This is a genomic window from Natronomonas halophila (assembly GCF_013391085.1).
GTDB lineage: Archaea > Halobacteriota > Halobacteria > Halobacteriales > Haloarculaceae > Natronomonas > Natronomonas halophila.
The window spans coordinates 2,104,456-2,129,665 of sequence record NZ_CP058334.1 but is presented as its reverse complement, the minus strand read 5'-3'; the positions used below and the strand labels follow the sequence as shown (position 1 = coordinate 2,129,665).

Annotated in this window: 27 protein-coding genes; 10 read left to right on the top strand and 17 right to left on the bottom strand. The window is 67.0% G+C overall.

The genetic code is table 11. The annotated features are described in order from the left end of the window. Nucleotides 1-13 precede the first annotated feature (13 nt). Genes HWV23_RS11335 through HWV23_RS11320 form a run of 4 tightly spaced genes read right to left on the bottom strand, consistent with a single transcriptional unit; the run spans nucleotide 14 to nucleotide 4,248 of the window. Nucleotides 14-1,687 (bottom strand): type II secretion system protein, encoded by a 1,674-nt coding sequence (locus HWV23_RS11335; RefSeq protein WP_178290510.1) that lies wholly within the window; start codon nucleotides 1,685-1,687, stop codon nucleotides 14-16. Next, a complete protein-coding gene (locus HWV23_RS11330) occupies nucleotides 1,684-3,459 on the bottom strand; it encodes an ATPase, T2SS/T4P/T4SS family (RefSeq protein ID WP_178290509.1) in 1,776 nt (591 codons plus the stop codon). The genes HWV23_RS11335 and HWV23_RS11330 overlap by 4 nt, the downstream gene beginning before the upstream one ends. Further along, nucleotides 3,449-3,907, bottom strand: coding sequence for a DUF7311 family protein (locus tag HWV23_RS11325; protein ID WP_178290508.1), 459 nt, complete (start codon nucleotides 3,905-3,907; stop codon nucleotides 3,449-3,451). Before HWV23_RS11325 ends, HWV23_RS11330 begins: the two co-directional genes overlap by 11 nt. Further along, the gene (locus HWV23_RS11320; protein WP_178290507.1) at nucleotides 3,904-4,248 is read right to left on the bottom strand and encodes a DUF7310 family coiled-coil domain-containing protein; all 345 of its coding nucleotides are present in this window, start codon (nucleotides 4,246-4,248) and stop codon (nucleotides 3,904-3,906) included. The genes HWV23_RS11325 and HWV23_RS11320 overlap by 4 nt, the downstream gene beginning before the upstream one ends. A 114-nt stretch (nucleotides 4,249-4,362) precedes the next feature. Between HWV23_RS11320 and HWV23_RS11315 the strand changes: the two genes are divergently transcribed. The 4 genes from HWV23_RS11315 to HWV23_RS11300 all read left to right on the top strand — a co-directional run bounded on the left by HWV23_RS11315 (nucleotide 4,363) and on the right by HWV23_RS11300 (nucleotide 7,320). Beyond that, nucleotides 4,363-4,500 (top strand): hypothetical protein, encoded by a 138-nt coding sequence (locus HWV23_RS11315; RefSeq protein WP_178290506.1) that lies wholly within the window; start codon nucleotides 4,363-4,365, stop codon nucleotides 4,498-4,500. 48 nt (nucleotides 4,501-4,548) lie between these two features. Then, the gene (gene truD / locus HWV23_RS11310; RefSeq protein ID WP_178290505.1) at nucleotides 4,549-5,877 is read left to right on the top strand and encodes a tRNA pseudouridine(13) synthase TruD; all 1,329 of its coding nucleotides are present in this window, start codon (nucleotides 4,549-4,551) and stop codon (nucleotides 5,875-5,877) included. Nucleotides 5,878-6,183: 306 nt separating this feature from the next. Continuing rightward, a complete protein-coding gene (locus tag HWV23_RS11305) occupies nucleotides 6,184-6,906 on the top strand; it encodes a DUF2103 domain-containing protein (protein ID WP_178290504.1) in 723 nt (240 codons plus the stop codon). A gap of 45 nt (nucleotides 6,907-6,951) precedes the next feature. Further along, nucleotides 6,952-7,320 carry a hypothetical protein gene (locus tag HWV23_RS11300; RefSeq protein WP_178290503.1) on the top strand — a complete coding sequence of 123 codons (369 nt, stop codon included), beginning with the start codon at nucleotides 6,952-6,954 and terminating at the stop codon, nucleotides 7,318-7,320. Here the strand turns inward: HWV23_RS11300 and HWV23_RS11295 are convergent. The 5 genes from HWV23_RS11295 to HWV23_RS11275 are packed head-to-tail and all read right to left on the bottom strand — an operon-like array spanning nucleotide 7,317 to nucleotide 11,107. After that, entirely contained in the window at nucleotides 7,317-7,634 is a 318-nt protein-coding gene (locus tag HWV23_RS11295) for a DUF7968 family protein (RefSeq protein WP_178290502.1), read from the bottom strand. The two genes, HWV23_RS11300 and HWV23_RS11295, sit on opposite strands and share 4 nt — an antisense overlap. Nucleotides 7,635-7,680: 46 nt before the next feature. Then, a complete protein-coding gene (locus HWV23_RS11290; protein WP_178290501.1) occupies nucleotides 7,681-9,399 on the bottom strand; it encodes a radical SAM protein in 1,719 nt (572 codons plus the stop codon). A 42-nt stretch (nucleotides 9,400-9,441) separates the two neighbouring features. Beyond that, the gene (locus HWV23_RS11285) at nucleotides 9,442-9,957 is read right to left on the bottom strand and encodes a PIN domain-containing protein (RefSeq protein ID WP_178290500.1); all 516 of its coding nucleotides are present in this window, start codon (nucleotides 9,955-9,957) and stop codon (nucleotides 9,442-9,444) included. Continuing rightward, complete coding sequence (locus tag HWV23_RS11280; protein WP_178290499.1) at nucleotides 9,950-10,243, bottom strand: UPF0175 family protein; 294 nt, start codon at nucleotides 10,241-10,243, stop codon at nucleotides 9,950-9,952. Before HWV23_RS11280 ends, HWV23_RS11285 begins: the two co-directional genes overlap by 8 nt. Nucleotides 10,244-10,291: 48 nt before the next feature. Then, nucleotides 10,292-11,107: a DUF429 domain-containing protein gene (locus tag HWV23_RS11275; protein ID WP_178290498.1), complete on the bottom strand. Its 816-nt coding sequence runs from the start codon at nucleotides 11,105-11,107 to the stop codon at nucleotides 10,292-10,294. A gap of 68 nt (nucleotides 11,108-11,175) precedes the next feature. Here HWV23_RS11275 and HWV23_RS11270 point away from each other — a divergent pair, with 68 nt between their 5' ends. Both HWV23_RS11270 and HWV23_RS11265 read left to right on the top strand, forming a co-directional pair. Beyond that, entirely contained in the window at nucleotides 11,176-11,334 is a 159-nt protein-coding gene (locus tag HWV23_RS11270; protein WP_178290497.1) for a DUF7559 family protein, read from the top strand. Beyond that, nucleotides 11,331-11,774: an Hsp20 family protein gene (locus tag HWV23_RS11265; protein WP_178290496.1), complete on the top strand. Its 444-nt coding sequence runs from the start codon at nucleotides 11,331-11,333 to the stop codon at nucleotides 11,772-11,774. The genes HWV23_RS11270 and HWV23_RS11265 overlap by 4 nt, the downstream gene beginning before the upstream one ends. A 6-nt stretch (nucleotides 11,775-11,780) precedes the next feature. Here HWV23_RS11265 and HWV23_RS11260 read toward each other — a convergent pair whose 3' ends face one another. The 7 genes from HWV23_RS11260 to thiD all read right to left on the bottom strand — a co-directional run bounded on the left by HWV23_RS11260 (nucleotide 11,781) and on the right by thiD (nucleotide 20,014). Continuing rightward, the gene (locus HWV23_RS11260) at nucleotides 11,781-12,893 is read right to left on the bottom strand and encodes an NAD(P)/FAD-dependent oxidoreductase (RefSeq protein WP_246282681.1); all 1,113 of its coding nucleotides are present in this window, start codon (nucleotides 12,891-12,893) and stop codon (nucleotides 11,781-11,783) included. Continuing rightward, nucleotides 12,890-13,669: a DUF7388 family protein gene (locus HWV23_RS11255; RefSeq protein WP_178290495.1), complete on the bottom strand. Its 780-nt coding sequence runs from the start codon at nucleotides 13,667-13,669 to the stop codon at nucleotides 12,890-12,892. The genes HWV23_RS11260 and HWV23_RS11255 overlap by 4 nt, the downstream gene beginning before the upstream one ends. A gap of 102 nt (nucleotides 13,670-13,771) precedes the next feature. Further along, nucleotides 13,772-14,155 (bottom strand): VOC family protein, encoded by a 384-nt coding sequence (locus tag HWV23_RS11250; RefSeq protein ID WP_178290494.1) that lies wholly within the window; start codon nucleotides 14,153-14,155, stop codon nucleotides 13,772-13,774. 87 nt (nucleotides 14,156-14,242) lie between these two features. After that, a complete protein-coding gene (locus HWV23_RS11245; RefSeq protein WP_178290493.1) occupies nucleotides 14,243-16,966 on the bottom strand; it encodes a TRAP transporter permease in 2,724 nt (907 codons plus the stop codon). After that, the gene (locus tag HWV23_RS11240; RefSeq protein ID WP_178290492.1) at nucleotides 16,960-17,436 is read right to left on the bottom strand and encodes a DUF1850 domain-containing protein; all 477 of its coding nucleotides are present in this window, start codon (nucleotides 17,434-17,436) and stop codon (nucleotides 16,960-16,962) included. Before HWV23_RS11240 ends, HWV23_RS11245 begins: the two co-directional genes overlap by 7 nt. Nucleotide 17,437: 1 nt before the next feature. Continuing rightward, on the bottom strand, nucleotides 17,438-18,460 hold the full coding sequence (locus tag HWV23_RS11235) for a TAXI family TRAP transporter solute-binding subunit (protein ID WP_178290491.1): 1,023 nt from the start codon (nucleotides 18,458-18,460) through the stop codon (nucleotides 17,438-17,440). A gap of 165 nt (nucleotides 18,461-18,625) precedes the next feature. Then, nucleotides 18,626-20,014 (bottom strand): bifunctional hydroxymethylpyrimidine kinase/phosphomethylpyrimidine kinase, encoded by a 1,389-nt coding sequence (gene thiD / locus HWV23_RS11230; protein WP_178290490.1) that lies wholly within the window; start codon nucleotides 20,012-20,014, stop codon nucleotides 18,626-18,628. A 114-nt stretch (nucleotides 20,015-20,128) separates the two neighbouring features. Between thiD and lipA the strand changes: the two genes are divergently transcribed. Then, entirely contained in the window at nucleotides 20,129-21,070 is a 942-nt protein-coding gene (gene lipA / locus HWV23_RS11225; protein WP_178290489.1) for a lipoyl synthase, read from the top strand. Nucleotides 21,071-21,128: 58 nt separating this feature from the next. On the opposite strand, the gene HWV23_RS11220 is transcribed toward lipA, so the two are convergent. Beyond that, nucleotides 21,129-21,323: a hypothetical protein gene (locus HWV23_RS11220; RefSeq protein WP_178290488.1), complete on the bottom strand. Its 195-nt coding sequence runs from the start codon at nucleotides 21,321-21,323 to the stop codon at nucleotides 21,129-21,131. Nucleotides 21,324-21,524: 201 nt separating this feature from the next. Here HWV23_RS11220 and pdhA point away from each other — a divergent pair, with 201 nt between their 5' ends. Genes pdhA through HWV23_RS11205 form a run of 3 tightly spaced genes read left to right on the top strand, consistent with a single transcriptional unit; the run spans nucleotide 21,525 to nucleotide 25,181 of the window. Beyond that, nucleotides 21,525-22,652, top strand: a complete 1,128-nt coding sequence (gene pdhA, locus HWV23_RS11215) for a pyruvate dehydrogenase (acetyl-transferring) E1 component subunit alpha (RefSeq protein WP_178290487.1) — start codon at nucleotides 21,525-21,527, stop codon at nucleotides 22,650-22,652. Then, nucleotides 22,649-23,632 (top strand): alpha-ketoacid dehydrogenase subunit beta, encoded by a 984-nt coding sequence (locus HWV23_RS11210; RefSeq protein WP_178290486.1) that lies wholly within the window; start codon nucleotides 22,649-22,651, stop codon nucleotides 23,630-23,632. Before pdhA ends, HWV23_RS11210 begins: the two co-directional genes overlap by 4 nt. A gap of 1 nt (nucleotide 23,633) precedes the next feature. After that, entirely contained in the window at nucleotides 23,634-25,181 is a 1,548-nt protein-coding gene (locus HWV23_RS11205; RefSeq protein ID WP_178290485.1) for a dihydrolipoamide acetyltransferase family protein, read from the top strand. Nucleotides 25,182-25,210: the final 29 nt, after the last annotated feature.

Sequence of the window (25,210 nt, the reverse complement as noted above, 5' to 3'; positions counted from 1 at the left end):
GCCGCGTGTTCAGTTATAAACCCCCGGCCGCGACCGAGGCGGCGGCGAAGCCGGCGAGATACGTCGACGTCGCCAGAGGGAGGGCGATACCGATTCGGTAGCCCACCGTCGCCCGGTCGAGTCCCCGCGAAAGGCCCGTCGCCAGTGCCGTCAGAACCACTGCCGTCAGGAGGACATACGCGCCGATAGCGGGGCCGAGCGCGGCGGCATCCGGGGAGCTGCCATCGATGACAGTGCTGGCGTCGATGCTATCGGCAAGGGCGACCGTCGCGCCACCGACGAGCGGGCCGAAGAAAGCCGCGGTGTTGCCGAGCGTCGCGGTGACCCGGCCGAGGTCGCGGCGGGCCTCCGCCTCCACGCGGGCGAGCGCATCGAGGTGGTCGGCGGTTTCGACGAGCGCGCGGCCGGCCGGCGGGCCCTCGCGGGCCGCCAAACCGAGCAAGCGCGCGGCGCTTTCGCCCCGTTTGCTCGGCACGCCGTCGAGGGCGCCATCGAAAGCCGTCTCGACGCCGACCCGGAGTTGGCGGCCCCGCCGCTCGGCTGCGGTGAACGTCTCGCCGACGACGCCATCGAGGTCATCTGCGGCGTCGGCAACGGCGCGCTCGACGGCCACGCCGTCGGCCACGCGCCGGCCGACGAGATATAGCGCGTCCGGGAGGCCGGCGTCGAACCGACTCGCACGCCGTCGAACCGAAACGATGGGGCGAAACCAGCAGATGAGGGCCGCCCCGCCTCCGAATCCGACGGCCGCCAGCGGTCGAGTCCACGCCGGGAGGAGAGTGCCGACGACGAGCCAACTACCGACGGCGACAGCCAAACCCACGACGACCGGCGGCCACCGACGGTCCGGGACGTCGGGATGGTCGCGGCCGACGGGGACCGGCGGGAAGGCGACCGGGCGGGCCGCCAGCAGCCAGCCGGCCGCACAGCAGAGCCCGGCGGGCAACACCACGTCGTAGACCACGACGACCGCGGGAAGGGCGGCCTCGACGCCGGCCGCGCCGGCCGCCGGCAGGACGGCCACGAGCGCCAGCGGCAGGAGCACGCCGAACGCGTAGACCGCCGTCGTCGGTCCCTGAAGCGAATCGGCTGCTTCAGCAGCACGAGTCTCGGCCCCATCAAGGACCGTCTCCATCGCGCGGTCGAGTGCCCGGTCGCGCTCGTCGTCGGGGGCGTTCGCGGCCGCCTCCAGCAGCGTCACGGCCCGATAGAGCGCCGGGAAGGTGTCACGCCAGCCGTCGGCGAAGGCGCCGAGTCCGGAACGGGGCGTCCCCCGCGCCCGTCTGACGTGTTCGGCCAGACGGTCGCCGAGCAGGCCATCGGTCCTCGCCGCAAATGCGGCCGCCCCCTCCGCCGTCGGGGCGATGCGCAACCGGAGGACCGCCCGCCCGACGAGGGTCGGCGCCGCACCGAGCGCCCGGCTTTCGCGGAGGTTGGCGACGGCGAGGAGTACGCCACGGACGGCGACGGCGGCACCGAGGCCGACGCCGAAAGCGACCAGCAAGAGTTCCGCCCGTCCAAGCACGAGCGCGATGAGGACAACTGGAACCGTCGCGATGGCGCCGACGACGTCCGCGCCGGCGGCCAGTATCGACGGTTCCTCGTCGAGGAACGGTGCGACTTCGGCCAACGAGTCGGGGGCCGTCTCCCGCGGTGAGAGCCGCGCGAGGCGTTCGATTGCCGTCATTCGCCGAGGTGGTTCGCTCGGCTCTCGATGTCCGCCCGGACATCGGCGGCCGTCTCGTTCGGCGCCGCGAGGTCGGCAATGGCGGGACTGTCAGCGAGGCAAAGGCCTTCGTCGTCCGCTACCGTCTCGAAGCCGACGCCGTTGGCGGTACGACGAACGGCCTCGACGGCTCGGAGCCGGCGCGTCCGGCCGTCGCCGTCGTCGTAGGCTTCGACCGTGACGACGAAATCCGTGTCCGCGAAGGCGGTTTCCGGCACACCGAGGTCGGTGACGACCCGCTCGCGGACCGATTCGCCGCCACCGCCGTGAATCGTCCCGAGGACCGCGCCGTCGGCGGCGCCGACCCGCATCGCCTCGTAGAGCACCTGTGCCTCCTCGCCGCGCACCTCCCCGACGACGAGTGCGCCGTCGCCGAGTCGGAGGGCCGTCCGAAGGGCGTCGGTCGGTTCGATGGAGGCCCCGTCGCCGGTCGCTACACGAAGCGGCTGGACGTCCCGGCCCGTCGACTGGAGTTCCTCGACGGGAAGTTCGGGCGTGTCCTCGATGACGACGGTCCTGACCGACGGCGGCAGTTCCCACAGCAGCGCGCCGAGCAGCGTCGTCTTGCCAGCGCCGCGGGCGCCCGCAAGCAGGACGGCCGCGCCGCGCTCGACGGCGACCGATAGCAGGGCCGCCCCCTCGGGGTCGAGCGTCCCGTTTTCGACGAGGTCGGCCAGCCGGAACGCCGACTCGTCGTGGGCGCGGAACGTGAAGCCGACGCCGTCGCTGACGGGGTCGGTGACGCCCGCGACCCGCACTCGGCGGCCGCCCGCGTCGACGGTCGCAGCCAGCGTGGGGCTGGCCTTCGAGAACGCGCGGCCGCTGGCCCGCCGGAACCGGGAGGCAAGCGCCGCGGCGCCGTCGGTTGTCAACCGGACGTTGGTTCGCATCGTCTCGCCGTCCCGGCGGACCCGAATGCGGTTGTTCTCGACCGGTGCGGTGACGAAGGCGTCGGTCACCTCGGGGTCGGCGAAACAGTCCTCCAGCGCGCCGAGGCCGCGCGTGTGCTTTTCGAGCGCTGTCGCGAGCGTTTCGACTGGCTGGCCGGTATCGGCGACGGCGCGAACGGCCCGTCCCGGCGCCCGCTGGCCACCGGTGACGCCCCCTTCGGCGAGACGGTCGTAGGCTGCCGCCAGCGTCGCCGTCGCGTCGGCGTCCAGCCGGTGTTCCGCAGGCGTAAGGTGGTACGTGGAGAGGTCGTCGCCGGTATAGTGCCGGACGACGGCACCGGTATCGAGTTCGTAGCGCTCGGTCAGCGTCGCGTCCGCGGGCGGTCGGGTCGCCACCCGGGAGCGGGCGACCGTCGGCCCGACGCTCGGCCGGAGCGCCGTCTCGTAGTCGGCGCCGAGAAACGTCGCGAGGCCGGTTTCGGCGGCGATACGCGCCAGCGGGTCGCCCCGACCCGAGGCGACGCGGGCCGCACCCAGCGGGTCCCTCCGGGCGCGGGCCGCGAGGTCCGCATCGTGAAAGGCGGCGGCCTCGGCGAAGCGACCCGCCGCAACGAGCAGGGCCGCGGCGTCGTCCTCGTAGGCGCGCTCGAAGCCCGACGCGCGGGTGCGGACGGCCGTCACGTCTCGGTCCTCCAGCGCTTCGACGACGGTCCCGCGACAGGCCGGTTCCTCGGCGAGCCGGCCCTCTCCCGCGCAGTCGTCGCTGTCGACGTGGAGCCGGTCGGCCTCGACGGACGGCACACAGCCGCAGTCGGCCGCGGTATCGAGCAGTCTATCCAGCATAGGGCGGTTGGTCGCGGCTTTCCTTTTGAATCCCCGCTCGCCGAACGCGGACGACCGCCTGGCCGTCGGTTCGGGACAGCGACAACCGGAGTTCGGTCCGACTCTCGATGCGGAGGGAGCCGTCGACCCGAATCGGCACCTCGCTTCGGACGGAGACGTTCGGGCCGCGCGCGGGGACCCAGACTAATCGCCCGTCGGCGACGTGAAACCGCCCGCCGTCCGTGAACGACGGCTCCGGTGGGCGGAGTGTGACGGTGGTCGTGGCCGGCGAAGCGTTCGCGTCGACCGGGTCGTTTCGGGCCGCGAGTCGCTCGGCGTCGGTCGCGAGCACGTTCAGTTCGTCCGTCGCGAGCGCGGCGTTGCGGTCCCGTTCGGCCCGCTCGGCGGCCGGCAGGCTGGCGCCCACGAGAGCCGTTCCGAGCACGACCGCCAATACGACGCGAATCACGGCCGCAGGCGTTCGAGGAGAGGGATTTGGGCCCCATCATCGGTCGGTCCGGCGGCTTGCGTCGGCTCCTCCCGCTCCCGCTGGCCCGCCGCGACCGTTCGCTCCAGTGCCTCGGCCTTCCGGAGCGCGCGGTCGGCCCGCCGTTCGACGTCCTCGTTGACCGAGCGCACCGACCCGACGTAGCCCCGAAGCGCCTCGACGGCGGCTTCCAGTTCCGCAATCCGGCCTTCGAGTTCGGCGAGTTCGTCGGTTCGGTCGACTGGTTCGTCCGCAGAAAGCGCCCGTTCGACGGCATCGAGACGACGTTCGAGCGACTCGCGGTCGGCGTCGGGCGGCGACATACCGGGGCTGGCCACGTTATCGTTTATAAATCCTCGCCGCCGACCGGCAGCAATTGCCGGAACTGCACTAACAATCATGAGGTTTAAGGATGATGAGTCGGTACGGGTGAATAGATGACGTCCGACGAAATCGAACCGATGGTGCCGCGAATGCCTCGACAAACGTCCACCGAAACGGTCCGCGCCGACGGCGGCCAGCCGAAACGCTACGACGCTGACGAGGTAACGGCACCCCTCGTCCCCTCCTTCTAAGCCTCCCGTCTCGTAAGACGCTTTGCGCAGCGGCGTCCAGCCGAGGGTATGCGCGAGTCCCATCCCGTCGAGCAGGCCGTCGGCATCGAGTATTACGTCAGCGAGGCCGATGGCACCGGCGGCCGCCTGCGCGCCCGCCCGGAGGATTTCCGGGTCCGCGAGCGAGAGTCCTTCGACGTCGACGTCCACCCCGTCGACGCCGACAGCGGGTCGTACCCGCATCTCGTCTTCCGGGCGAAGCTCTCGGGATGGGACACCAACGATTTCGCCTCGGCGCTGTCGAACAAACTCGAAATCAGCCGCGAGCGCGTCTCGTGGGCCGGAACGAAGGACAAGCACGCGATTACGACACAGCTGTTCTCGGTGAAACTGCCCGACCGTACGGAACTGCCGGAGCTTGGTAACGCCGACGTCGAGATTCTGGGGCGGGCGGGCCGACCCGTCCTCTTCGGCGACCTCGCGGGCAACGAGTTCGAACTCGTCGTTCGCGATGCCGACCACCCCGAAAACGCCGAGACCGTCGCAGACGAACTCCGCGAGTTCGCCGCCGATTTCGACGGAAGCGCCGACGAGGTGGCCGTTCCGAACTACTTCGGCCAGCAGCGTTTCGGGTCGAAACGACCCATCACCCACCGCGTCGGCCTCGATATCGTCCGCGGCGACTGGAAGTCGGCGGCCGTCCGGTACGTCTGTGAGTCCAGCGAGCGCGAACCCGAATCGACGCGCGAGGTCCGGGAAGAAATCGGCGAAACGCGGGACTGGCAGGCCGCCCTCGATACACTGCCGGGGCGCTTGCGCTTCGAGCGCGCCATCGCCGCCCGCCTCGCGGAGGGCGCCGAAACCGACGAGGACTACCGCGAGGCGCTGGAGCGCCTGCCGACGAACCTCCAGCGGATGTTCGTCAACGCCGCCCAGTCGTATGCCTTCAACCGCATCCTCTCGGAGCGATTGGAACGGGGCCTGCCCTTCGGCCGTCCCGTCCCCGGCGACGTGGTCTGTTTTACCGACGACGCCGGCCTGCCGGACCCCGACCGCGCCCAGACCGTCGACGAGGGCCGGGTCGATACGGTCGGCCGCCATTGCGAGCGCGGCCGCGCGTTCGTCACCGCGCCGCTTGTCGGCACCGACACCGAGTTCGGGGCCGGCGAACCCGCCGAAATCGCCCACGAAGTGCTCGACGAGTTGGGCATCGAACCCGCCGACTTCTCGCTACCCGGCGAGTTCGATTCGACGGGTACCCGACGCGCGATTCGCGTGACGACCGACCTCGATATCGACCGCGACCCGCTTACGCTCTCGTTCTCGTTGCCGAAAGGCAGTTACGCGACGGTCGTGGCCCGTGAGTTCCTGAAGGCCGACCCTGACGATCTGTCGTGACAGGGAAGTTCCCCCAGATGTGAGAAAGGGTAGAGTTAGAAGCCGCTATTTAAAAGAATCAACCGACTGAGGGGGTAGCATCCGCCGAGTGGGGCGCTTGAAAAGCGCCCCCGAGGCGGTTCGCGGCAACGAGGCGGCGAAGTCGCCGAGTCACCGTAGCGAGAGCTTCCAGCCACGCCCTCCGAGTGCGTTAGTCGGCTCTCGCGCATATTTTCCCCATGTTTTTGCCGGGGCGCTACAGGCGCCCCGTGCAAAAAGTGGGGGTGAACCGCCCCGCTTATCGGGCTCGGACGACTTCGAACGGACATGGAGTGTCGGCAGTGCGCGTCGTCGCTGGAACGGCCGGGCGATTACTGCCTGGTCTGTCGCAGCGCCAACACCGACACCGTCGTCATCGACTGCGAGCGCGAGCGAGCGACCGTCACCTGCCTGCTCGACGACGAGATCGTCGCCCAGCGAACCGTCACGACCAGCATCGAAACCGACGACCGCTGGGCACCGGCCGAACGTCGCAACTACGCCGGCCGCATCGCCGACGAAGTCCGACGCAAACGGCCCGAGGAGGTCTACGCCACCGGCGAGCGCGACATCGTCCGCGCCACGCGCGCGGAACTTCACTATCCCTTCTACCGCGTCGAGGACGACGACCCCATCGAGGCCGTCCGCCGCAAGCGCGGTGACACCGCCCTCGAAGTCATCGAAGCCTCCTTTCAGGAGAAACTGGGCGGCAGCCACTCGACGGTCATCGGCGGCCGCGACGGCCGGCAGGTCCTCCAGACCGTCGCCAGTCATCCCCACGTCAAGAAACTGATTCCGGGCCCCATCGACGCCGGCGGCTCCGGTTCCCGCACGGGCGTCCGCGCGAAGGTGACCCGCGCCGACGACAACGGCAACGTCCGCCTGCTCATCCGTGACGGCTCCAGCGTCCAGGAGAACCGCGTCGTCACGACGGCCGGCGACCGCGAACTCGGCGAACACGTCCGCGACGACCTCAACGAGGTCCTTCAGGAAGCAGAACTCACCGAGTGAAACGGGACCGAGGGATTATAGACGCCGGCGTGAAGCACTGTCCGAATGAGTGACTACCAAGTGCCGTTAGGGTTCGGTACACGCCCGCTGACAGCCGTCTGCACCCTGATGGTTCTCGGCGCCCTGTCACTCGTCGCCGTCGGTCGGCCCGCACTCGCGCCCGCCGCGGCGGCCGGCATCGCTCTCGCTCTGGGCGGCGGCATGCTCTGGGGCCAACACCGCCTTCGGAGCGACGTCGCCCGCCTGCTGACCCGGTGGGACGATGCCGTCGACGACGTCGAACTCGACGAGGGAGGGTTCGTCCCGCGCTGGGAGGTACAAGTCGAGGACCGAACCGTCGCCCTAACGGGCACCGCCTTCGGCCCAGAGAACCCGCTCTTCCTCGAAGACGAGGACGGTCTACACCGGCTTTAGGACGGCCCCGCTTCGCTCTGGACCAGCCACCCGCCCTCGATATCGCAGGCCTCCCGCACCTCGTATTCGATTTCGGTGTCCTCGCCGACCCTGTTGCCGCCTTCGACGGCCTCGACCCGAAGCGGCACGTCCAGCGTGTTCCCACAGCAACCGACGCCGACGAACTCCTCGAAAACGTCACCCTGACTCGCCATCTCAGTGGTCTTCCGCAGATACGCCCGGAACGACGGCTTTTCGACCTGAAATCGCCCCCACTCGCTGAGGTCCGCAGGATACGAGATGCGGAGTCGGTCGGCTGTGCTATCCTGTGGCATGCATAGAACTCAGGAAGCCGCAAGCAAAGGCCTATCGCCGAGGCTGTCAGTCCGCGCGCTCCGTGCGGCCCGTCTCGCAGAATCGCGTCAGGTCGATTTCGTCGGTAGCGTCCTTGGGTGACTCGTAAGGGCGGTTGACGACGATGTTGCCGGCGCGCTGTTTGCCGATTTCGGGGAGCATCCGGAGTTCATCCATCGAGGCGCTGTTGATATCAAGCGGATAGGGCACGCCCGAAACCGAGCGGAAACCGTGGTCGGTGACGGCCACGTCGATGGCCTGTCCGAGTTCGTGCTCGCCCGGGATACCCACGAGAAGCGCGTAGGTGCCCAACTGCCGGCCGAAGGTCTTGCCGTCCTGATGGTATTCGAGGTAGACGTTCGGCAGGACGGTCCCCGGCGGGGCGACGCGCTGGAGCATCGGGTTGTCGATCTCCTCGCGGACCTCCTGCTTGTACGTCTTGAACTGCTGTTTGTGGTCCTTGGCGATGTCGGCGCCCGTCTCGGCCATCTCGGTGCCCTCGAAAGCCATCACCTGCCGGATGTTGATACGGCGGACCATCAGGCCCTCGTCGTAGACATCCTGCAGGAACTGCTTGTTGTGCTCGAAGGTCTCCGAGCGCTCGCCCTTCAGGCCGTGGACGAGGTTGATGCCCGGCAGGAGTTTCGGCAGGCGGTCGGCGTTCGGGTCGACGGAGGGGCCGCTTCCCGGTTCCTCGCCGGGACGCCAGCCACCTTCCTCGTTGACGATGCGGACCGCTTCGAGACACTCCTCGGCGGTGACAAGGAGGTTGTTCTCCTCCTGAACGAGCGGGTCGGCGGATTCGAGGCCGAACGCCGCGGTGTCGCCGGGCGTGTTGTTCTCGGCGATGATGCGGATTCCCTCCCTCGATTTCTCGGGATAGTCCGTAATCGTCACGGGGTTCATGTTGTCGAGATGCAGCGTCCCGAGGTCGGGGACGGCCTCGCGAATCCCCCCGTAGAGTTCACGGAGGGCGTCGGGGTTCGGCGCTTCGCCGTCGCCGCCGTAGGCGAGGATGTCCGCCTGCCGGCCGAGTCGGAAGTGGCGGGCGCCGTGGTCCGAGAGGCGGTCGACTTCCTCGACGACCGAGCGGGGCGCCCGGAAGTCCGGGTCGCCGTACATCGGTTCCGTACAGAACGAACAGCGGTACGGACAGCCACGCGAGGTCTCCATCTCGCAGATGAGGTATTCGGGGTGGTCCGGATGCTGCTCGATGATAAAGGCGCCCTTCGAGGCCCATCTATCGAGTTCCTCGTTGTCGCGGTAGCGGTCCTCGAAGCCCTCCAAGCCGCCGTGGACGAGGTCGTAGACCGCGGCCTCGATGTCGGCCATCGCGAGGAAGTCGTAATCGAGGTTCTGCCGTTCAGTCTCGGTGGCGCCCTCGTTGGCCTCGCCGACGCCGAAGCGGACTGGCCCGCCCATGACGCTCGTGCCCTCGGCCATCCAGGCGAGTTCCTTCACCTCGTCGGGTTCGGCGGGCGTGCCGCCGACGTACTTGCCGGGGACGGTCATCCCGCCGACGTAAATGAAGAGGTCGGCCGCCGCGACGTCCCGCTTCTTCGAGCGGTCCTCACGGAGTTCGTCGATGGTGTGATACGTGATGTTGTCGGGCGAAACGCCTGCGTCGACGGCAGCACCGGCGGCGAAGCGCGGATACGTCGAGATATAGGGTGGCACGCCGAAATGCGCCGGCTCGTCGACGTAGCCGTCGACGAGGGTTACGTCCAGGTCCGCCGGGTCCTTCATACTCGGCCGGAGGGCATCGACGCGTAAAACGAATGCGGATGGTTACTCAGCGAGTTCTCGTGCCTTCCGAACCGCCTGCAGGTAGACCGACTCATCGAGGTAGAACCCTTCGTCGATGAGGCGTTCCAGCGACTCGACGAAATCGTCGAAGGTGGCGTCACCCGACCGGAGTTCGTCGAACAGTACGGACAGCGTCCCGCGGGGATTGAGGTCGAGCAGGCGGGCGACTTCGCGGACGGCCTCCTCGTCGGCAAGCAGGCAGTCCGCATCCCGGTCGAGAGCCAGCGAGAGTACGGCGGTTTCGCCGGCTTCGAGGTCGAATCGCTCGACTGCCGGGTTGACATCGGTCGGTTCAACGACGAGCCAGCCGTCCTCGATCGCCTCTTCGGCGAGTGCGGCGTCACGCGCGCCGATCTCCTTGCCGGCAACGACGACTTCCTCGTGGACCGTTTCGGGTATATATACAGTATCGTAGCGTTCCCGAAGACGGTCAAGTTTATCGAGCTTTCCGAGGAAGATCAGCACCGTCGCATCGGCGATCGCTCCCTCGTCAAGCATCGAAGTCCTCGTGAAGGCTCTGTTCGGAGTAGTTGAAGTGGATACCGCGTTCCCGGAGTTCCGAAAGCGCCTGCCGGACGGACATATCCGCCGCCTCGGCCAGTTGCCCGAGCGATAGTTCACCGTCCTCGTAACGCTCGAACGCCTGTTTTCGCCGCCGTTCGGCGACTGCCTGTGCAAGCAACTGACGGGTAGCAGCGCTCTTGTCGAGGCCCTCCTCCTCGCTGATACGCTCGATTTCCGCCGCGAGGTCCTCCGGAATCCGTGTCGTGAGGGTGGTGCTCATACCAGTGTGTACGATAGTTGGTGATTTAAAACACACGCCAAACACTGTTTAAGAGTAGATATATCCCTCACAGTCCCGGTAGTCGTAGTCCGTGGCGAAGTCGTTCCGAACCGCCCGCGCCGTCGCGACGGCAGCGACAATGCTATCGAGGGCGTCAGCCCCCGGTGACTGAAGGGCGATTTCTCGTGTCTCCTCGTCGAGGGAAAGTACGATATCACCGCGGTCTGATTTCAGTACGCGCAGGATTTCCGCACGGCGGTCGACCGTCTCCTCGCCGCTTTCCTTATATTGGGTGTCGACCGTCCGGAGCCGACGGAGCGTGCCCGCCGGATACGTCTCGATGACATTTCGTTTTCCAGCCGACTGCATCGGCGGGACGCGGACGGCATCCTCGGCGACCAGCGGCGCGAGCACGTCCCGAATCCCGTGGAGCGTCTGGTAGTAGGTGATGAAACCGTACGGGGAGTTCGCGCCGACCGCCGTGTCGGCCTGTCGTTTCAACTCGACGCCGGATTCGTCGCTCGCCCTGGCGCGTTCTTTTAAATATTCGCGCATTTCGGACGCGTCTGCGTCGGCGAACGTCTCGGCGAACCAGCGGACGGCATCCGGCCACTCCGCCACACCGTCGGGAAGCAACGCTGCGGGCAGTCCGAGGGAGACGTCAATACCCGTCGTCCCGGTGCTGCTCCGGAGCAGGTCCACAAGCGACGAGAGAATCGCCTCGCGGCCCCGCGTCTCGAACGCCTCAGCGGCCGACCGACAGGCCGTGAGTTCGAGGGTTCGGCCGTCGAGTCGACCCTCGGTAATCCAGATGTCCTCGCCCGGTTCGGCCGCGCCGCTGAAGTCGATGCCCCGAACGACCATACGTCGGTCAGGTACGCCAGGGACAAAACGCCGGGGCATTGATTAGCGTCTCGCTCCTACACCCGTTCATGCCAAAGACGCTGGAGGTTTCCTGTACTCGCGACGACTGTCACCTCGACATGTTCGAACTGCATTACGAGTATTCGATGCCCGACGATACCGGGGTAGAGGCGTTCAGTTGCCCCTACTGCGGGGAAAGCGACGGGCTCGAAGAGATTCACGTATGATTCGGGAGGTGGGGGAATCCATCGGGCGGACGGTACTGGAGGGCATCGGCCGCGCCTCCAGTCGCGTCCAAGAGCGAAAGTACCTGCCCGTCGACCTGCTGGAAAACGACGACGCGTATCTCGCCGTCTTCGACGCCCCTGGCGCGAGCGCGGGCGACGTGAACGTCGAACTGGTCGGCCGCACGCTCGAAATCGATATCGAACGGTTCCGCGGCCTCCACGACGGCTACGATATGCGGTTCCCCGGCCGTGGCCTCAAACTGCGCGGCGAGGTCGAACTGCCCGAGGACGCCGATGTCGATGCCAAAGCCGCTGACGCGACGGTCACGAAGAACGGCACGCTCGAAGTGCTGATTCCGAAGGACGGCGAGGAGAAAGCCGATGAGGTCGAGTCCGTCGAAATGGCGGCCGAAGACGACGCGAGCGACGCTGACGCCTAACCGAGCCTATTCTTCGAGGGTCATCCCCTCGACGATATCGAAGTCCTCGTCGGGAGCAAAGCGGTTGGGGTCGAACGCCGGCGATGCCGACTCGCCCAGCACCGCCCTTGCGAGCCGTTTGCCGATAGCCGGGCCGCGCATGAAGCCGTGGCCCTGGAAGCCGGTCGCGACGTAGATGCCGGGCGCCCGCTCGCCGACCAGCGGGTCGCCGTCCGGCGTCGCGGTACAGAGACCAGCCCACGACCGGCGTTCGGGAACAGTCTGACCGATTGCCTGCTGAAGGTAGTCGGCACACTCCTCGACGAACCATTCGTCGGCGCGCCGGTTCCAGTCGGTCGGGTCCGCCGCCTCGGGGACCGTGCCGTCGCCGACGAAGAGGCCGCCCCCTCGCGGCCGGAGGTAGTAGCTCCCGGTTGCATCGTAGCACATCGGTACCGCCGCCGAAAGCGGCGTCTCCGCGGAGAGAAATGCCTGCACGCGGTAGGCTTTCACCGGAATCGGCAGGCCGGCCGCCGCCACCAGTCGCGGGGTTTGGGCGCCAGCGGCGACGACGACGGCATCGAAGGCCTCGCCGTTGACGCGGCCGCGTTCGTCAAGCCGGGCGGGCGTCTCCGCGCGGAGGTCGGCGCCCGCGGCGACCGCGAACTGGGCCGTCTCGCGGGTGTAGTTGCCCGTATCGACGAATCCGGCGTCGTGGGCGATGGCCGCCCGCTCGATGTCGTCGGTTCGGAGTGCCGGCCAGCGCGCGTCGAGGTCCGCAGGGGCGATGAACTCGACGTCGCGGCCCTGTTTCTGCATTCGCGGGACGTGTTCGGCCATCGCCGCGGCGCTGCGGTCGTCGCCTGCGCGGGCCAGCCAGACGTACGGGCAGTCGGTGATGGCGTCCCGTTCGCGGAAGGTTTCGAGTGCTTCCGCGGCGATTTCGGCGTCGAGACTGTCGGCGAAGGCGTCATAGCAGATGCCGGCGGCGCGGCCGCTGGCCCCGCTGGCGACATCGCCGGCCTCGAAAACGGTCACATCGGCGCCCGCCTCGGCGAGTTCGACGGCGGCCGTCGCCCCGACGACGCCACACCCGACGACGGCGACCTCCATGGATTCGGCTGGCGGCGCGGGGCTCATGGACGGAAGGCATCGAGGCCGCGAGCAGGATAGGCGACGACGCGGTCGATGCCGGCGGCTTCGAGGTCGGCCACACGGTCGGCGACCGTCTCGGCGTCGCCGACGAGCGCGTAGTCGGTCGCGGCCTGCAGGAGGATTTCACGGGCGCGGCCCTCGGCGGTGGCATCGGTCGTGGCGTCGTCGGGAAGCGCCTTGCGGACGGGGCCGCGGCGGGAGACGTAGCCGCCGACGGCATCCAGCGTCTCGTCGGGGTCGTCGGTGAGGACGGTCGGCGCGTAGAGGACGATATCGCCGTCGAAGCCGGCCGTCCGAATCGCGCGGACCTCGGAGTCGGTGCCGCGGGAGAGGAGTTCGAACTGGGTTCCGCCGGTCGCCAGCGCGACGCGTTCGATGCCCTCGGTGCCGACCCACGCGTCGGGGGCGGCCTCGCGGGCGGCTTTCAGACGCGGCGCGATGGCGCGACGGGCCTCGCTTTCGGTCAGGTAGGCGCCGTTGCCGGCGACGAGGACGCGCGTGGCCGTCTCGGGGAGGCGGTCCAGAAGCGAGTCGTCGCCCAGCGGGTCGAAGCCGTCGGCGCGGACGGGCGTCGTGACGAAGAGGTCGTAGGCGTCGTCCAGCGCTGCCAGCGTCTCGGCGTCGGGCAACCGCTCGCGGCCCTCGTAGTCGATGACGGCGGCCTCGGCGTCGAGGTCCAGCGCGTCGGCGACGTCGACTTCGGCGGGTTTCAACGCGACGGCGTCGATACCCGTCGCGGCGAGTGAGGCCTCGGTCAACATGGTATCAGCCGCAGAAGAGAGGCTATCGCGGCACTCATTATCTGCACCTCGTCACTACGACAGATATGCGTGTCGTTCCCTGCGAACGTCGCCGCTGGCGGGCTACAGCTCCTCCAGCAACTCCACGCGCGTGCCGCTTGGGTCGTAGACGAAGGCGATTCGCAACTCGCCGAAGGTGGCCGGTTCCATCAGCAGGTCGGCGCCCGCGTCGGTCAGCGTCTCGACGGCGGCGTCGACGCTCGGGACGACGAAGCCGAAATGGAGGAACCCGGTCGGCAAGTCGTCGACGACACCGTCGGCCTCGTAGGGCGCTTTCTCGAAGACGTAGACCCGCTTGTCGGCGACTTCGAGGGCGACGTACTGGACCGCCTCGTCAGGGGCGCTTTCGTCGACGACGGTCCCGCCGAACAACTCGCGGTAGAAGGCGACGCTCTCCTCGAGGTCGTCGGTCTTGATGGCGACGTGGAAGAACCGTTCGGGCTCCATACCGAGAGCCTCGCGCGGCGATTCAAAAGGGCTGGTGGGGAGCGTGGCCGGACACGCACGGCCGGTGGGGCCGTCAGGCGGCCATCGTCAGGCCGCCGTCGGCGTCGTGTCAGTCGATTCGGGTTCGTCTTCGCCCTCGCCTTCCGCGTCGGCGCGGCGGCGGTTGGCGACTACGAGGACGACGAGCAGCACGCCGCCGATTACCCGGAGCACGATATCGGTCGTAACCGTGTAACTGACGACGTCGATGCCGACCATGCCGAGCGCCGTGCCGGCCGGCATCAGCACCAGGCCGGGCGCCGACAGCAGCAGCGACGCGATACCGAAGGCAACGCGGGCATTCAGGCGGACGTCGGTGCGGTAGTAGCCGATGATGGACGGCGCCAGCGCGTAGACGCCAGCGAACATCCCTACCACCGGGATGATGACTTCGGGAACGAGGAAGCCGATATCGGCGAGGTCCGAGGCAGCCAGCGTCACCCACTCGCCGCTCTCGCGCTGGCGGAGGAACATGATACCGGGCGCGAAGATGAACGCGAAGGGGACGAGAATCTTGTTCAGCGACAGCAGGAACGCCTGTTTGCCGGTTTCGAAGGCGTCGGATTTCGCGATACCCGCCGCGGCGTAAGCGGCGACGGCCACCGGCGGCGTCACGTCGGCCATCAGGCCGAAATAGAGGACGAACAGGTGTGCGCCCAGCAGGGCGACGCCGAACTCCTGCATCGTCGGCCCGAGCAGGACGACGATGATGATGTACATGACCGTCGTCGGCATCCCCATCCCGACGATGATGGCCGAGATGCCGGTCAGAAGCAGGAGCACGACGAACGACCCGCCGGAGACGGTGAGGATGAGCGACCGGAGGCTCCCGCCGAGGCCGGTCAGGTTGATGATGCCGGGGATGACGCCCGCCGCGGCGACGGCGACGACGACGACCGTCGCGGTCCGGGCGCCGTTGTCCAGCGACTTGACGACGAAGGTGCCGAAGGCGCCCGCCCGCGTCGAGGCGGCGTTGTAGCCGACCTTCTCGTCGACGGCGTTGGCGGCGTCGTAGACCGCATCGTCGAGTTCGAGCAGCGGCGCCTCGGTCAGCGGCCGGGCCAACATCGCGAGGACGCTCACGACGAGGACGATGGCGGCCATCGACGGAATCGCTGCCCGGATGGCCGCAGCGAGACCCAGACCGGCACCAGCCTCACCGAGGACGAGACCGAGAATCGTCGTCCCGGCGAAGTACTGCGAGAGGACGGTTGCGGTCGCCAACGCGAAGATGCTCCCGAGCAGCACCGGGCCGATATCGCGGTCGTAGGCCGCCACCAGCGCGGTGAGCGTGACGGTAGCGACGATGGTGTACCAGCCGGCGCGGCCGATGGAGAGCCGCGCGATGACGATGTAGTACAGCAGCAGGCCGAGCGGGACGAGGTAGAACCACCCGTGTTTCATGTGCGGTCCGATATCGAGTAGTTCCCCGCGGGTGAGACCGCCGATATCGTGTTTGACCGCCTCGAAGTGGACCATAATCCACATCCCGAAGAAGAAGGCGATAGCGGGCAGGGTCGCGGCGATGATGACGTCACGGAACGGCGTGCCCGTGAATTCGACGATGAGGAAGGCCGCCGCACCCATCACGGGCGGGAGAATCTGGCCGCCCGAGGAGACGGAGGATTCGACGGCACCGGAGAACTCCGGCGAGTAGCCCGAGCGCTTCATCAGCGGAATCGTCAACGCGCCCGTGGTGACCGTGTTGGCGACGGAGGAGCCGCTGAGCATTCCCATGAAGCCGGAGGAGACGACGCTGGCCTTCGCGGGGCCGCCCTTCCGGGTGCCGGTCAGCGAGTAGGCCAGGTCGATGAACCACTTGCCGGCGCCGGACATCTCCAGGAAGGCGCCGAAGAGGATGAAGATGTAGATGAACCGGACGCTGACGCTGACCGGGACCCCGAGGATGCCCTCGACGGTGTACCAGAGGTTCTGGACGACCTGGTCCCAGCGGAGTTGGCTGGTCGCAAGCAGGCCGATACCCGGCGCGTCACGGGGGATGAGCCAGCCGTAGCGGCCATAGAGGATGAAGACGCTGACCAGTCCCGTCAGGAGGATACCGAGCGCGCGGCGCGTGGCCTCCAGCACGAGCAGGATGGCCAGCACGCCCATCATGTAGGCGACGGGCCACGACGCCAGCGGGCCGATGGCGATGGGGTCGAGGAACGGGTAGAGTTCGCCGACCGGCGCGGCCCGACGGAGCCCGAACAGGCGGACGACGTCGACGACCTCCTGATACTGGGTAGCGTAGTAGATGGTCGGCAGAAGCGACAGGGCGATGAGGACGATGTCGGCCGGCAGGATGCGGTCGCGGTTCTCGTCGACGAAGAACCAGCTGATTACGGCCCCAACCCGGTCGACGACGGACGTCACAGGCGAGTCGCCGAACTGCTCACGAGTCGCGGGCGGTATCCGCCCGAGTCGTCGCGCGACCCCACCCGTCCCGTCGGAAAGCGGGTATAACAGAAACGCCATGATGAGCGCGAAGTTGACGTGAATCGCGCGAATCTGGAGTTGCTGGAGGGCGGCGAGTTGGACGGTGCCGACGAACGGCAGCGTCGCATCGAAGACGAAGCCACGGGCGGCGAGCCACAACTGGAACAGCGAGAAGATGATGCCAACGGTGGCGACGACGACGACGCCGGCACCGCGAAGCGAGCGTTTCCGTTCTATCTCTTCGAGGATGCTCTCGGCGTCCGCCTCGGACATCTCGTCGGTTGGCTTGTCCTCGTCGGCCGGCCGATCCTCGTCAGTCGATGTATCGTCTACCATGGTCTTTTGAGTCGTGTCTCGACGTGTATCTCGACGGTGCCGCCATCGGCACGCTCGGCGATATCGTACCGCTTGTCGCCGACGATGAGGTCGTGTTCGGCGACGAATCCGGTCGTAATTCGAAGGGGGTCGTAGCTCCGTTCCGGCGGGTAATAGACGTACCTTCCGTCGACTTCGGTCACGGGGACGGTCGACGGAAGGCCGGCGCCATACGAACTGAATTTCATGTGCGTCATCACGAGCGTCCCGTTGCGGACCTCGTAGACGTCGCTAACGAGTGTCTTTTCGACGCTGTGTGTGTATTCGACGGTGACTTCGGTCCCGTCGTCGACCGGCGTGACGAGGATGTCCTCGCCGTCGCTGTCGGTGACGACGAGAACGGTTTCGGTTGCCCCGCCGGTGGCGGTTACAGCGCCTACACAGACGAAGGCGAGCGTGACGGCGACAAGGAGCCACGCTCGTCGATTCACGTTATTCGAAGTACTGGGCCGCGCCCTCGTGGAGTTCGATGGACATGCCGTCCTGGGCGGAGTCGACGCTGATGAAGTCCGTCTTGATACTCAGACCGTCGAGGTTGTCGAAGATGGCCGCGGTGACGTTCTCGACGACTTCGGCATCGTACTCCGCTCGGGTGGCGATCATCGCCTGCACGGAGACGGTTTCGGTCGCGGATTCGATGCCCTCGTAGGTGCCGGCGGGGATGGTGTCATCGGCGAACCAGGAGGCGGCATCCTTGACGGCGGTGCGTTCCTCGTCGCTGAGACTGAGGAGGTCGATATCGGTCGTGGTCGCCAGTTCCTCGATGGCACCGACCGGCCAGCCACCGACGACGAAGGCGGCGTCGATGTCGCCGTCCTGAATCTGGTTTGCGGCCTGCGTGAAGTCGGTGTTCTGCTCCTCGAAGTCGTCGGGCGTCAGGCCCGCGGCGGCCTCCAGAATCTGGAGGGCGTTGACCTGCGTCCCGGAGCCGAGGTCGCCGGTGTTGACGCGCATGCCTTCCATGTCGGCGATGGATTCGATGCCAGCGCCGGGCCGGAGGACGATGGTGATGGTCTCGGGGTACAGCGTCGCGACACCGCGGAGGTTATCGATGGCGTTGTCCTCGAAGGCGTCGATGCCCGTCCCGTTGCGGGCGAAGTAGGCGATGTCGTTCTGGATGAGCGCGAAGTCGGCGTCGCCGTTTGCGAGGCTGCCGACGTTCTCGACGGAGGCGCCCGTCGCGGAGACTTCCATCGCGTAGTCCGTGTTCTCCTCGACGACGGTCTCGAACTCGCCGGAAAGCGGGAAGTAGGTCCCGCCGGTCCCGCCAGCGTGCCAGCGAATGACCTCGGTGTCACCGTTGCCGTTTCCGTTCCCATTTCCGTTGCCGTTGCCGTTTCCGTTCCCGTTGCCACTGTCGCCGGTACAGCCGGCGAGCGATGTGATTCCGAGCGCACCAGCACCTTTCAGAACGGTACGGCGGTCAATACTGTCGTGATTCAACAGATTTTCCATGGGAGGTAGTTATTGCCGAGTCCTATAAATAATTACACCCATACGCTCCGTGTGAGTGTTATTAAATCGCACGACAGCAAGGGGGTATTTCGTTCGTTCTGAACGTTGCTCCAATATAAAGCACCCGCGCGGTAAAGGGGATATAATCCCGCAGACGGCGGTACGTCAGACGTGTTCGTCGGGGCGGTCGAGTTCGCGCTGCAGTTCGACGACCCGCTCGGCGACCGTCCGGCCGTCGGCGGCGAGGAGTTTCGTTATGGCCTCCTTACCGACCGCACCGCGGTCGACGACCGCAACCGGTGGTTCCGCGTCGGGCGCGAAGACCTCGCCCGCGGCCCACTCCATCGTCGAGTCGGCACCGTCCGGTTCCTCGCTGCGGTCGTATTCGACCACGCTCCAGTCGAGCGACGACAGCGCGTCCTCGACGTCGTCGTCGAACCGGCAGTTGACCGCAAAGCGGAACTCCGGATGGTACTCGCGGGCGCCCAGAAGGAACCGTGCGACGTGGCTGGAGGCCCCGAACCGGACGCCGCGGTTCGGCGCGATGCCGTCGATGGTTTTCGTGATTCGACCCTCGACAGCGGCCGCGTCTCCCGGTTCCTCGGCGTAGGGCGTCGCCGCGACGACGTTCATCCCCACCTCGGGCACCAGCGGCCGGACGTTCTCCTCGACGAACCACTCGACGATGTCGGAAACGCGTTCGGCAGTTTCGTCGCGGGCCGCGTCGTTCCGCAAATCGACGAGGTGGTGGACCGCACCCGGACCCGCCCCGACGTCGTGGTGGTAGCGGACGGCCCGCTCCATGAAGTCGACGCTCCGACCGACGGCGTCGGCCAGCGATTCGCCGCGGGCCAGTCGGGTGGCGATAGCCGCCGACAGCGTACAGCCCGAGCCGTGGGTGGCGTCGGTGTCGACTCGCGGGTGGCGGGCCGTCTCGATGGTCTCCTCGGTGACCAGTACGTCGAGGACTTCGTCGCCGGGCATGTGGCCACCCTTCACCAGCGCGGCGTCGGCGCCCATCGTCAGCACGCGCTGGCCGGCGAGGCGGGCGCCCGCCTCGTCAGGATGGCCGCTGCCACCGACATCGATATCGGTCAACACGGCCGCCTCGTCGGCGTTCGGCGTCACGAGCGTCGCCTCCGCGATGAGGTCCTCGTAGGCGTCCTCGGCGGCCTCGGTCAGCAGGCGGTCGCCCGTCGCGGCGACCATCACGGGGTCGACCACCAGCGGAAAGTCGAAGTCGGCGGCGTAGTCGGCCACCGTCTCGACTACCTCGGCGGTCGCGAGCATGCCGGTCTTGGCCGCCCGAACGTCGAAATCCGACAACACGGCGTCGAGTTGAGCCTCCAGTTCCGCGATGGGGAGGACATGGCTCGATTCGACGCCCGTCGTGTTCTGGGCGGTTACGGCGGTGACCGCCGAGGTGCCGAAGCCGCCGGTCGCCTCGATGGTCTTGAGGTCGGCCTGAATCCCGGCGCCACCGCCCGAATCGCTGCCCGCGATGGTGAGCACGACCGGCTTCTCGGTCGGGGCCGGTCTGCGCGTGTTCGTCATACGGGGACCTATAACAGTTGAATATAAATCGGTGGTGGTGACAGCACTCGGCGGGGCGGCGCGTGGGTCCGGGAGACACCGTATGCTTTTGGCGGCGGAGTCGAACGGTAGGGTATGAGCAGTCGGCGCCGCAAGCCAGAGTGGCTCAAGACCCGGCCCCCGAGCGGCGAGCGGTTCGCCGAAATCAAGGAGACGCTCCGGGACCGGAACCTCCATACGGTCTGTGAGGAGGCCAACTGTCCGAACCTCGGGGACTGTTGGAGCGGCCGTAACGGCCCCGGGACGGCGACGTTCATGCTGATGGGCGACCGCTGTTCCCGTGGCTGTAACTTCTGTGACGTCGAAACCGGCGGGATGGAGCCGCTGGACCCCGACGAACCCCGGAACGTCGCCGAGGCCGTCGCCGAAATCGGCCTCGATTACGTCGTCCTCACGTCGGTCGACCGCGACGACCTCGAGGACGGCGGCGCGGCCCACTTCGCCGAAACCATCCGGGAAATCAAACGGCTCGATTCCTCGATTCTCGTCGAGACGCTGATTCCGGACTTCCAGGGCGACCCCGAGGACGTCCGGAAGATTATCGACGCCGGGCCGGACGTCATCGCCCACAACGTCGAGACCGTCGAGCGCCTCCAGTGGCCGATCCGGGACCGCCGGGCCGACTACGAGCAGTCGCTGTCGGTGCTGAAGCAGGTCAGCGAGGAGTCGGACATCTACACCAAGACGAGCCTCATGCTCGGCGTCGGCGAGTACGACCACGAAATCTATCAGACGCTGTCGGATTTGCGGGAAAACGACGTCGACATCGTCACCTTCGGCCAGTACCTCCAGCCCTCGCGGTCGCATCTGGAGGTCTTCGAGTACGTCCATCCTGACGCCTTCGACGTCTGGAAGCGGGTCGCCGAAGAGGAGTTCGGCTTCCTCTACTGTGCCTCCGGGCCGATGGTCCGGTCGTCGTTCAAGGCCGGCGAGTTCTTCGTGGAGGCGCTGCTTCGGGATGGGAAAAGCGTCGAAGAGGCACGTAGCATGGCCGAGCAACGCGAAGCCGCTGATTGAGGTCACGGAGGCATCGGACTACACGACCCCGACCGCTTCGGCCGGTATACGGAGTCGCTCACTCCTGGCCCGGATACGCGAAGTCACCATCCCAGCCGTGGTCTGGGCAGGGACAGGCGATGTGGACCACCACGGATTCGTAGGTCTCGGTTCGGTCGTGGGGTTCCATGCAGACCTTCTGACTCTCCGGGCTGTGGATTCGCGTCCCACAGGCGTCACAGTATCGTCCCATCGTTTTCGGAATCACCGTCATATCGAACCGTTACGAAACGGGGCGAATACCCACCTGTTCGGTTTGGACATTTTTAAACCACTGTATTATAACGTTTTGACTATAACTGCCGTCGTTATCGGCCATCCATCCACTATTCGCGTGTCCTTTCAAACGTGGCAAAATTTACGTAAACACTATGCCGTCGGCCTTGGACAATCACCCTATGCGACGGAGGGACCTATGAGTATACTGCAGCGAGACCCGCGGGACCGCGTGCAGATACTCGACGAGGACGGTCGTGTCGTCGACGGCGCCGAGGTACCGGACCTCGATGACGACAGCCTCATCGAGATGTATCGGCAGATGCGGCTGGCGCGTCACTTCGACCAGCGGGCGGTCAGCCTGCAACGACAGGGGCGGATGGGAACGTATCCGCCGCTGTCCGGGCAGGAGGGCGCGCAGGTCGGCAGTGCGGCCGCACTGGACCCACAGGACTGGATAGTACCGAGTTACCGCGAACACGGCGCCGCCTACGTGCGCGGGTTGGAACTCCACGAGACGCTCCGCTACTGGATGGGCGACGAGCGCGGCAACAAACTGGCGGACCTCAACATCTTCCCCGTCGCCGTCCCGATCGCCTCACAGATTCCCCACGCCACCGGCGCGGCGTGGGCCTCGAAGATGAAGGGCGACGGCGACGAGGCCTTTCTCTGTTATTTCGGCGACGGCGCCACCAGCGAGGGCGATTTCCACGAGGGACTCAACTTCGCGGGCGTCTTCGATACGCCGACGGTCTTCTTCTGTAACAACAACCAGTGGGCGATTTCGGTACCCCGCGAACGGCAGTCCGCCTCGGCGACGCTGGCCCAGAAGGCCCACGCCTACGGTTTCGAGGGCGTGCAGGTCGACGGGATGGACCCCCTCGCCGTTTATAAGGTGACGAAGGAGGCCCTCGAGAAGGCCAAAAACCCCGAGGAAGCGGGCGACGACGCCCCCGGCCACGCGACGCGGCCGACGATGATCGAAGCAGTCCAGTACCGTTTCGGCGCCCACACCACTGCCGACGACCCCTCGGTCTACCGGGACGACGAGGAGGTCGAACGCTGGAAGGCCAAGGACCCGATTCCGCGGCTGGAAGCCTACCTCCGGAACGAGGGCATCCTCGACGACGAGCGCGTCGAGACCATCGGCCAGCAGGTCGAAGACGAGGTGGCCGAGGCCATCGACGAGGCCGAAAGCACCGAGCGGCCCGAGCCCTCGGAGATGTTCGAACACGTCTACGAGGAGATGCCCGAACGGCTCGAAGAACAGCTCGAGTATCTCGAACAACTGCGTGAACGACACGGCGACGAGGAGCTGTTAGAATGAGTTCGCAGAACCTCACGCTCGTCCAGGCGGTACGGGACGGCATGAAAGGCGAGATGCAACGGGACGACGACGTCGTCGTGATGGGCGAGGACGTCGGCAAGAACGGCGGCGTCTTCCGCGCGACCGAAGGCCTCTACGACGAGTTCGGCGAGCAGCGCGTCATCGACACGCCGCTTGCGGAATCAGGCATCATCGGCACCGCCGTCGGCATGGCCGCCTACGGCATGAAGCCGGTCCCCGAAATCCAGTTCTCCGGATTCATGTACCCCGGCTTCGACCAGATCGTCAGCCACGCCGCCCGCTTCCGGAACCGCTCGCGGGGGCGCTTCTCGCTGCCGATGGTCATCCGCGCGCCCTACGGCGGCGGCATCCGTGCGCCGGAACACCACTCCGAATCCAAGGAGGCCTTCTACGCCCACGAGGCCGGCCTGAAAGTCGCCATCCCCTCGACGCCCTACGACGCGAAAGGGATGCTCGCGGCGGCGATTCGGTCGCCGGACCCCGTGGTCTTCCTCGAGCCCAAACTCATCTACCGGGCCTTCCGCGAGGAGGTGCCCGACGACCCCTACACGGTCGAGTTGGGCGAGGCCGCAGTGCGTCGCGAAGGCTCGGATGTCTCGCTGTTTACGTGGGGTGCGATGACCCGACCGTCCATCGCGGCCGCCGAATCGGTTGCGGAGGACGGCATCGACGTCGAGGTGGTCGACCTCCGGACCCTCTCGCCGCTCGACGAGGAGACGGTCCTCGAATCCTTCAAGAAGACGGGGCGTGCAGTCGTCGTCCACGAGGCGCCCAAGACGGGCGGCCTCGCGGGCGAACTCACCGCGACGATTCAGGAGGACGCCCTCTACTACCAGGAAGCACCGATACAGCGCGTGACGGGCTTCGACGTGCCTTACCCGCTGTACGCGCTGGAGGACTACTACATGCCGGAGGAGACGCGCATCGAAGACGCGATTCGAGACACCTACGACGCCTAACATGGTACGCGAATTCAAACTCCCCGACGTCGGCGAAGGACTCACCGAGGCGGAAATCGTCAACTGGCTCGTCGAACCCGGCGACACGGTCACGGAGGACCAACCGGTCGCCGAAGTCGAGACGGACAAGGCGGTCGTCGAAGTGCCCGCGCCCGTCAACGGCACCGTTCGCGAGATTCTCGCCGAGGAAGGCGAGATGGTGCCCGTCGGCACCGTCATCATCACCTTCGACGTGGAAGGCGAGGAACCGGAGCCGGAACCGACCGAACCCGAAGAAGCGCCCGCCAGCGAACCCGGCGAACCGGAGGCCGAAATCGAGGAGACCAGCGGCCGCGTCTTCGCCGCGCCCTCGGCCCGACGGCTGGCCCGCGAACTGGGTGTTAGCATCGGGGCCGTCGAGGGCTCCGGTCCCGGCGGCCGTGTGACTGAAGCGGACGTCCGCGAGGCCGCCGAAGCCTCCGCCGGCGAGGAAGCCACCGAGGAGGCGGCCAGCGAAGCCGAATCCGAGGTCAAATCCGCGACGCGGAAGATTACCGCCGACGAGGGCGAGGCTGAACTGTCGACGGACACCGACGGCACGGAAGCCGCCACGAGCGGCGGTAGCGGTGCGGCATCCGTCGAAAGCGCCGACCGCGAGCGGACGCTTGCGGCGCCGTCGACCCGCAAACTCGCCGAAGAGAAGGGTGTCGACCTCGATGCCGTCCCCACCGAGCGGACGAAGGACGGCGAACCCTTCGTCACCGACGAGCAGGTCCGCGAGTACGCCGAGGCCCAACAGCAGGCGCAGGCGGCCGACGCCGAAGCCGTTTCGGGCGCGGAGGGCGGCGCTGGCCCCGAAATCGAAGCAACCGGCGAAGACGAGCGCATCCCCTACCGTGGCGTCCGGCGCACCATCGGCAAGCAGATGGAGAAATCGAAATTCACCGCGCCACACGTCACCCACCACGACGACGTGGACGTGACGCGACTCGTGGAGACCCGCGGGCGCCTCAAGGAGAAGGCCGAGGCCCGCGATACGAAACTCACCTACATGCCCTTCGTCGTGAAGGCCATCGTCGCGGCGCTGAAGGAACACCCCATCCTCAACGCCCAACTCGACGAGGAAAACGAGGAAATCGTGGTCAGGGGCGATTACAACATCGGCGTCGCGACGGCGACCGACGCCGGCCTGATGGTCCCCGTCGTCAAGGGCGCCGACCGGAAGGGCATGCTCGATATCGCCGACGAGATGCGCGACCTCATCGAGAAGGCCCGGAACCGCGATATCTCTCGCGAGGAGATGCAGGACGGCACCTTCACCATCACCAACTTCGGCGCCATCGGCGGCGAGTACGCCACCCCCATCATCAACTACCCCGAATCCGCGATTCTCGGGTTGGGTGCCATCAAGGACAAACCGCGTGTCGTGGATGGTGAGGTCGTCCCGCGGAAGGTCATGACGCTATCGCTGTCCATTGACCACCGCGTCATCGACGGCGCCGACGCCGCTCGGTTCGTCAACACCGTCAAGGAGTATCTGGAGAACCCCGAACTGCTGTTGCTGGAGTAGCGTTCGGGACCGCGGGCGGTGTCGCTTTT

Bases quoted from the DNA above. Each gene is read 5' to 3' on its own strand.
- HWV23_RS11335 (WP_178290510.1), bottom strand. From the start codon at position 1,687: ATGACGGCAATCGAACGCCTCGCGCGGCTCTCACCGCGGGAGACGGCC.
- HWV23_RS11330 (WP_178290509.1), bottom strand. From the start codon at position 3,459: ATGCTGGATAGACTGCTCGATACCGCGGCCGACTGCGGCTGTGTGCCG.
- HWV23_RS11320 (WP_178290507.1), bottom strand. From the start codon at position 4,248: ATGTCGCCGCCCGACGCCGACCGCGAGTCGCTCGAACGTCGTCTCGAT.
- HWV23_RS11315 (WP_178290506.1), top strand. From the start codon at position 4,363: ATGACGTCCGACGAAATCGAACCGATGGTGCCGCGAATGCCTCGACAA.
- truD (WP_178290505.1), top strand. From the start codon at position 4,549: ATGCGCGAGTCCCATCCCGTCGAGCAGGCCGTCGGCATCGAGTATTAC.
- HWV23_RS11305 (WP_178290504.1), top strand. From the start codon at position 6,184: ATGGAGTGTCGGCAGTGCGCGTCGTCGCTGGAACGGCCGGGCGATTAC.
- HWV23_RS11300 (WP_178290503.1), top strand. From the start codon at position 6,952: ATGAGTGACTACCAAGTGCCGTTAGGGTTCGGTACACGCCCGCTGACA.
- HWV23_RS11295 (WP_178290502.1), bottom strand. From the start codon at position 7,634: ATGCCACAGGATAGCACAGCCGACCGACTCCGCATCTCGTATCCTGCG.
- HWV23_RS11290 (WP_178290501.1), bottom strand. From the start codon at position 9,399: ATGAAGGACCCGGCGGACCTGGACGTAACCCTCGTCGACGGCTACGTC.
- HWV23_RS11285 (WP_178290500.1), bottom strand. From the start codon at position 9,957: ATGCTTGACGAGGGAGCGATCGCCGATGCGACGGTGCTGATCTTCCTC.
- HWV23_RS11280 (WP_178290499.1), bottom strand. From the start codon at position 10,243: ATGAGCACCACCCTCACGACACGGATTCCGGAGGACCTCGCGGCGGAA.
- HWV23_RS11275 (WP_178290498.1), bottom strand. From the start codon at position 11,107: ATGGTCGTTCGGGGCATCGACTTCAGCGGCGCGGCCGAACCGGGCGAG.
- HWV23_RS11270 (WP_178290497.1), top strand. From the start codon at position 11,176: ATGCCAAAGACGCTGGAGGTTTCCTGTACTCGCGACGACTGTCACCTC.
- HWV23_RS11265 (WP_178290496.1), top strand. From the start codon at position 11,331: ATGATTCGGGAGGTGGGGGAATCCATCGGGCGGACGGTACTGGAGGGC.
- HWV23_RS11260 (WP_246282681.1), bottom strand. From the start codon at position 12,893: ATGAGCCCCGCGCCGCCAGCCGAATCCATGGAGGTCGCCGTCGTCGGG.
- HWV23_RS11255 (WP_178290495.1), bottom strand. From the start codon at position 13,669: ATGTTGACCGAGGCCTCACTCGCCGCGACGGGTATCGACGCCGTCGCG.
- HWV23_RS11250 (WP_178290494.1), bottom strand. From the start codon at position 14,155: ATGGAGCCCGAACGGTTCTTCCACGTCGCCATCAAGACCGACGACCTC.
- HWV23_RS11245 (WP_178290493.1), bottom strand. From the start codon at position 16,966: ATGGTAGACGATACATCGACTGACGAGGATCGGCCGGCCGACGAGGAC.
- HWV23_RS11235 (WP_178290491.1), bottom strand. From the start codon at position 18,460: ATGGAAAATCTGTTGAATCACGACAGTATTGACCGCCGTACCGTTCTG.
- thiD (WP_178290490.1), bottom strand. From the start codon at position 20,014: ATGACGAACACGCGCAGACCGGCCCCGACCGAGAAGCCGGTCGTGCTC.
- lipA (WP_178290489.1), top strand. From the start codon at position 20,129: ATGAGCAGTCGGCGCCGCAAGCCAGAGTGGCTCAAGACCCGGCCCCCG.
- HWV23_RS11220 (WP_178290488.1), bottom strand. From the start codon at position 21,323: ATGACGGTGATTCCGAAAACGATGGGACGATACTGTGACGCCTGTGGG.
- pdhA (WP_178290487.1), top strand. From the start codon at position 21,525: ATGAGTATACTGCAGCGAGACCCGCGGGACCGCGTGCAGATACTCGAC.
- HWV23_RS11210 (WP_178290486.1), top strand. From the start codon at position 22,649: ATGAGTTCGCAGAACCTCACGCTCGTCCAGGCGGTACGGGACGGCATG.
- HWV23_RS11205 (WP_178290485.1), top strand. From the start codon at position 23,634: ATGGTACGCGAATTCAAACTCCCCGACGTCGGCGAAGGACTCACCGAG.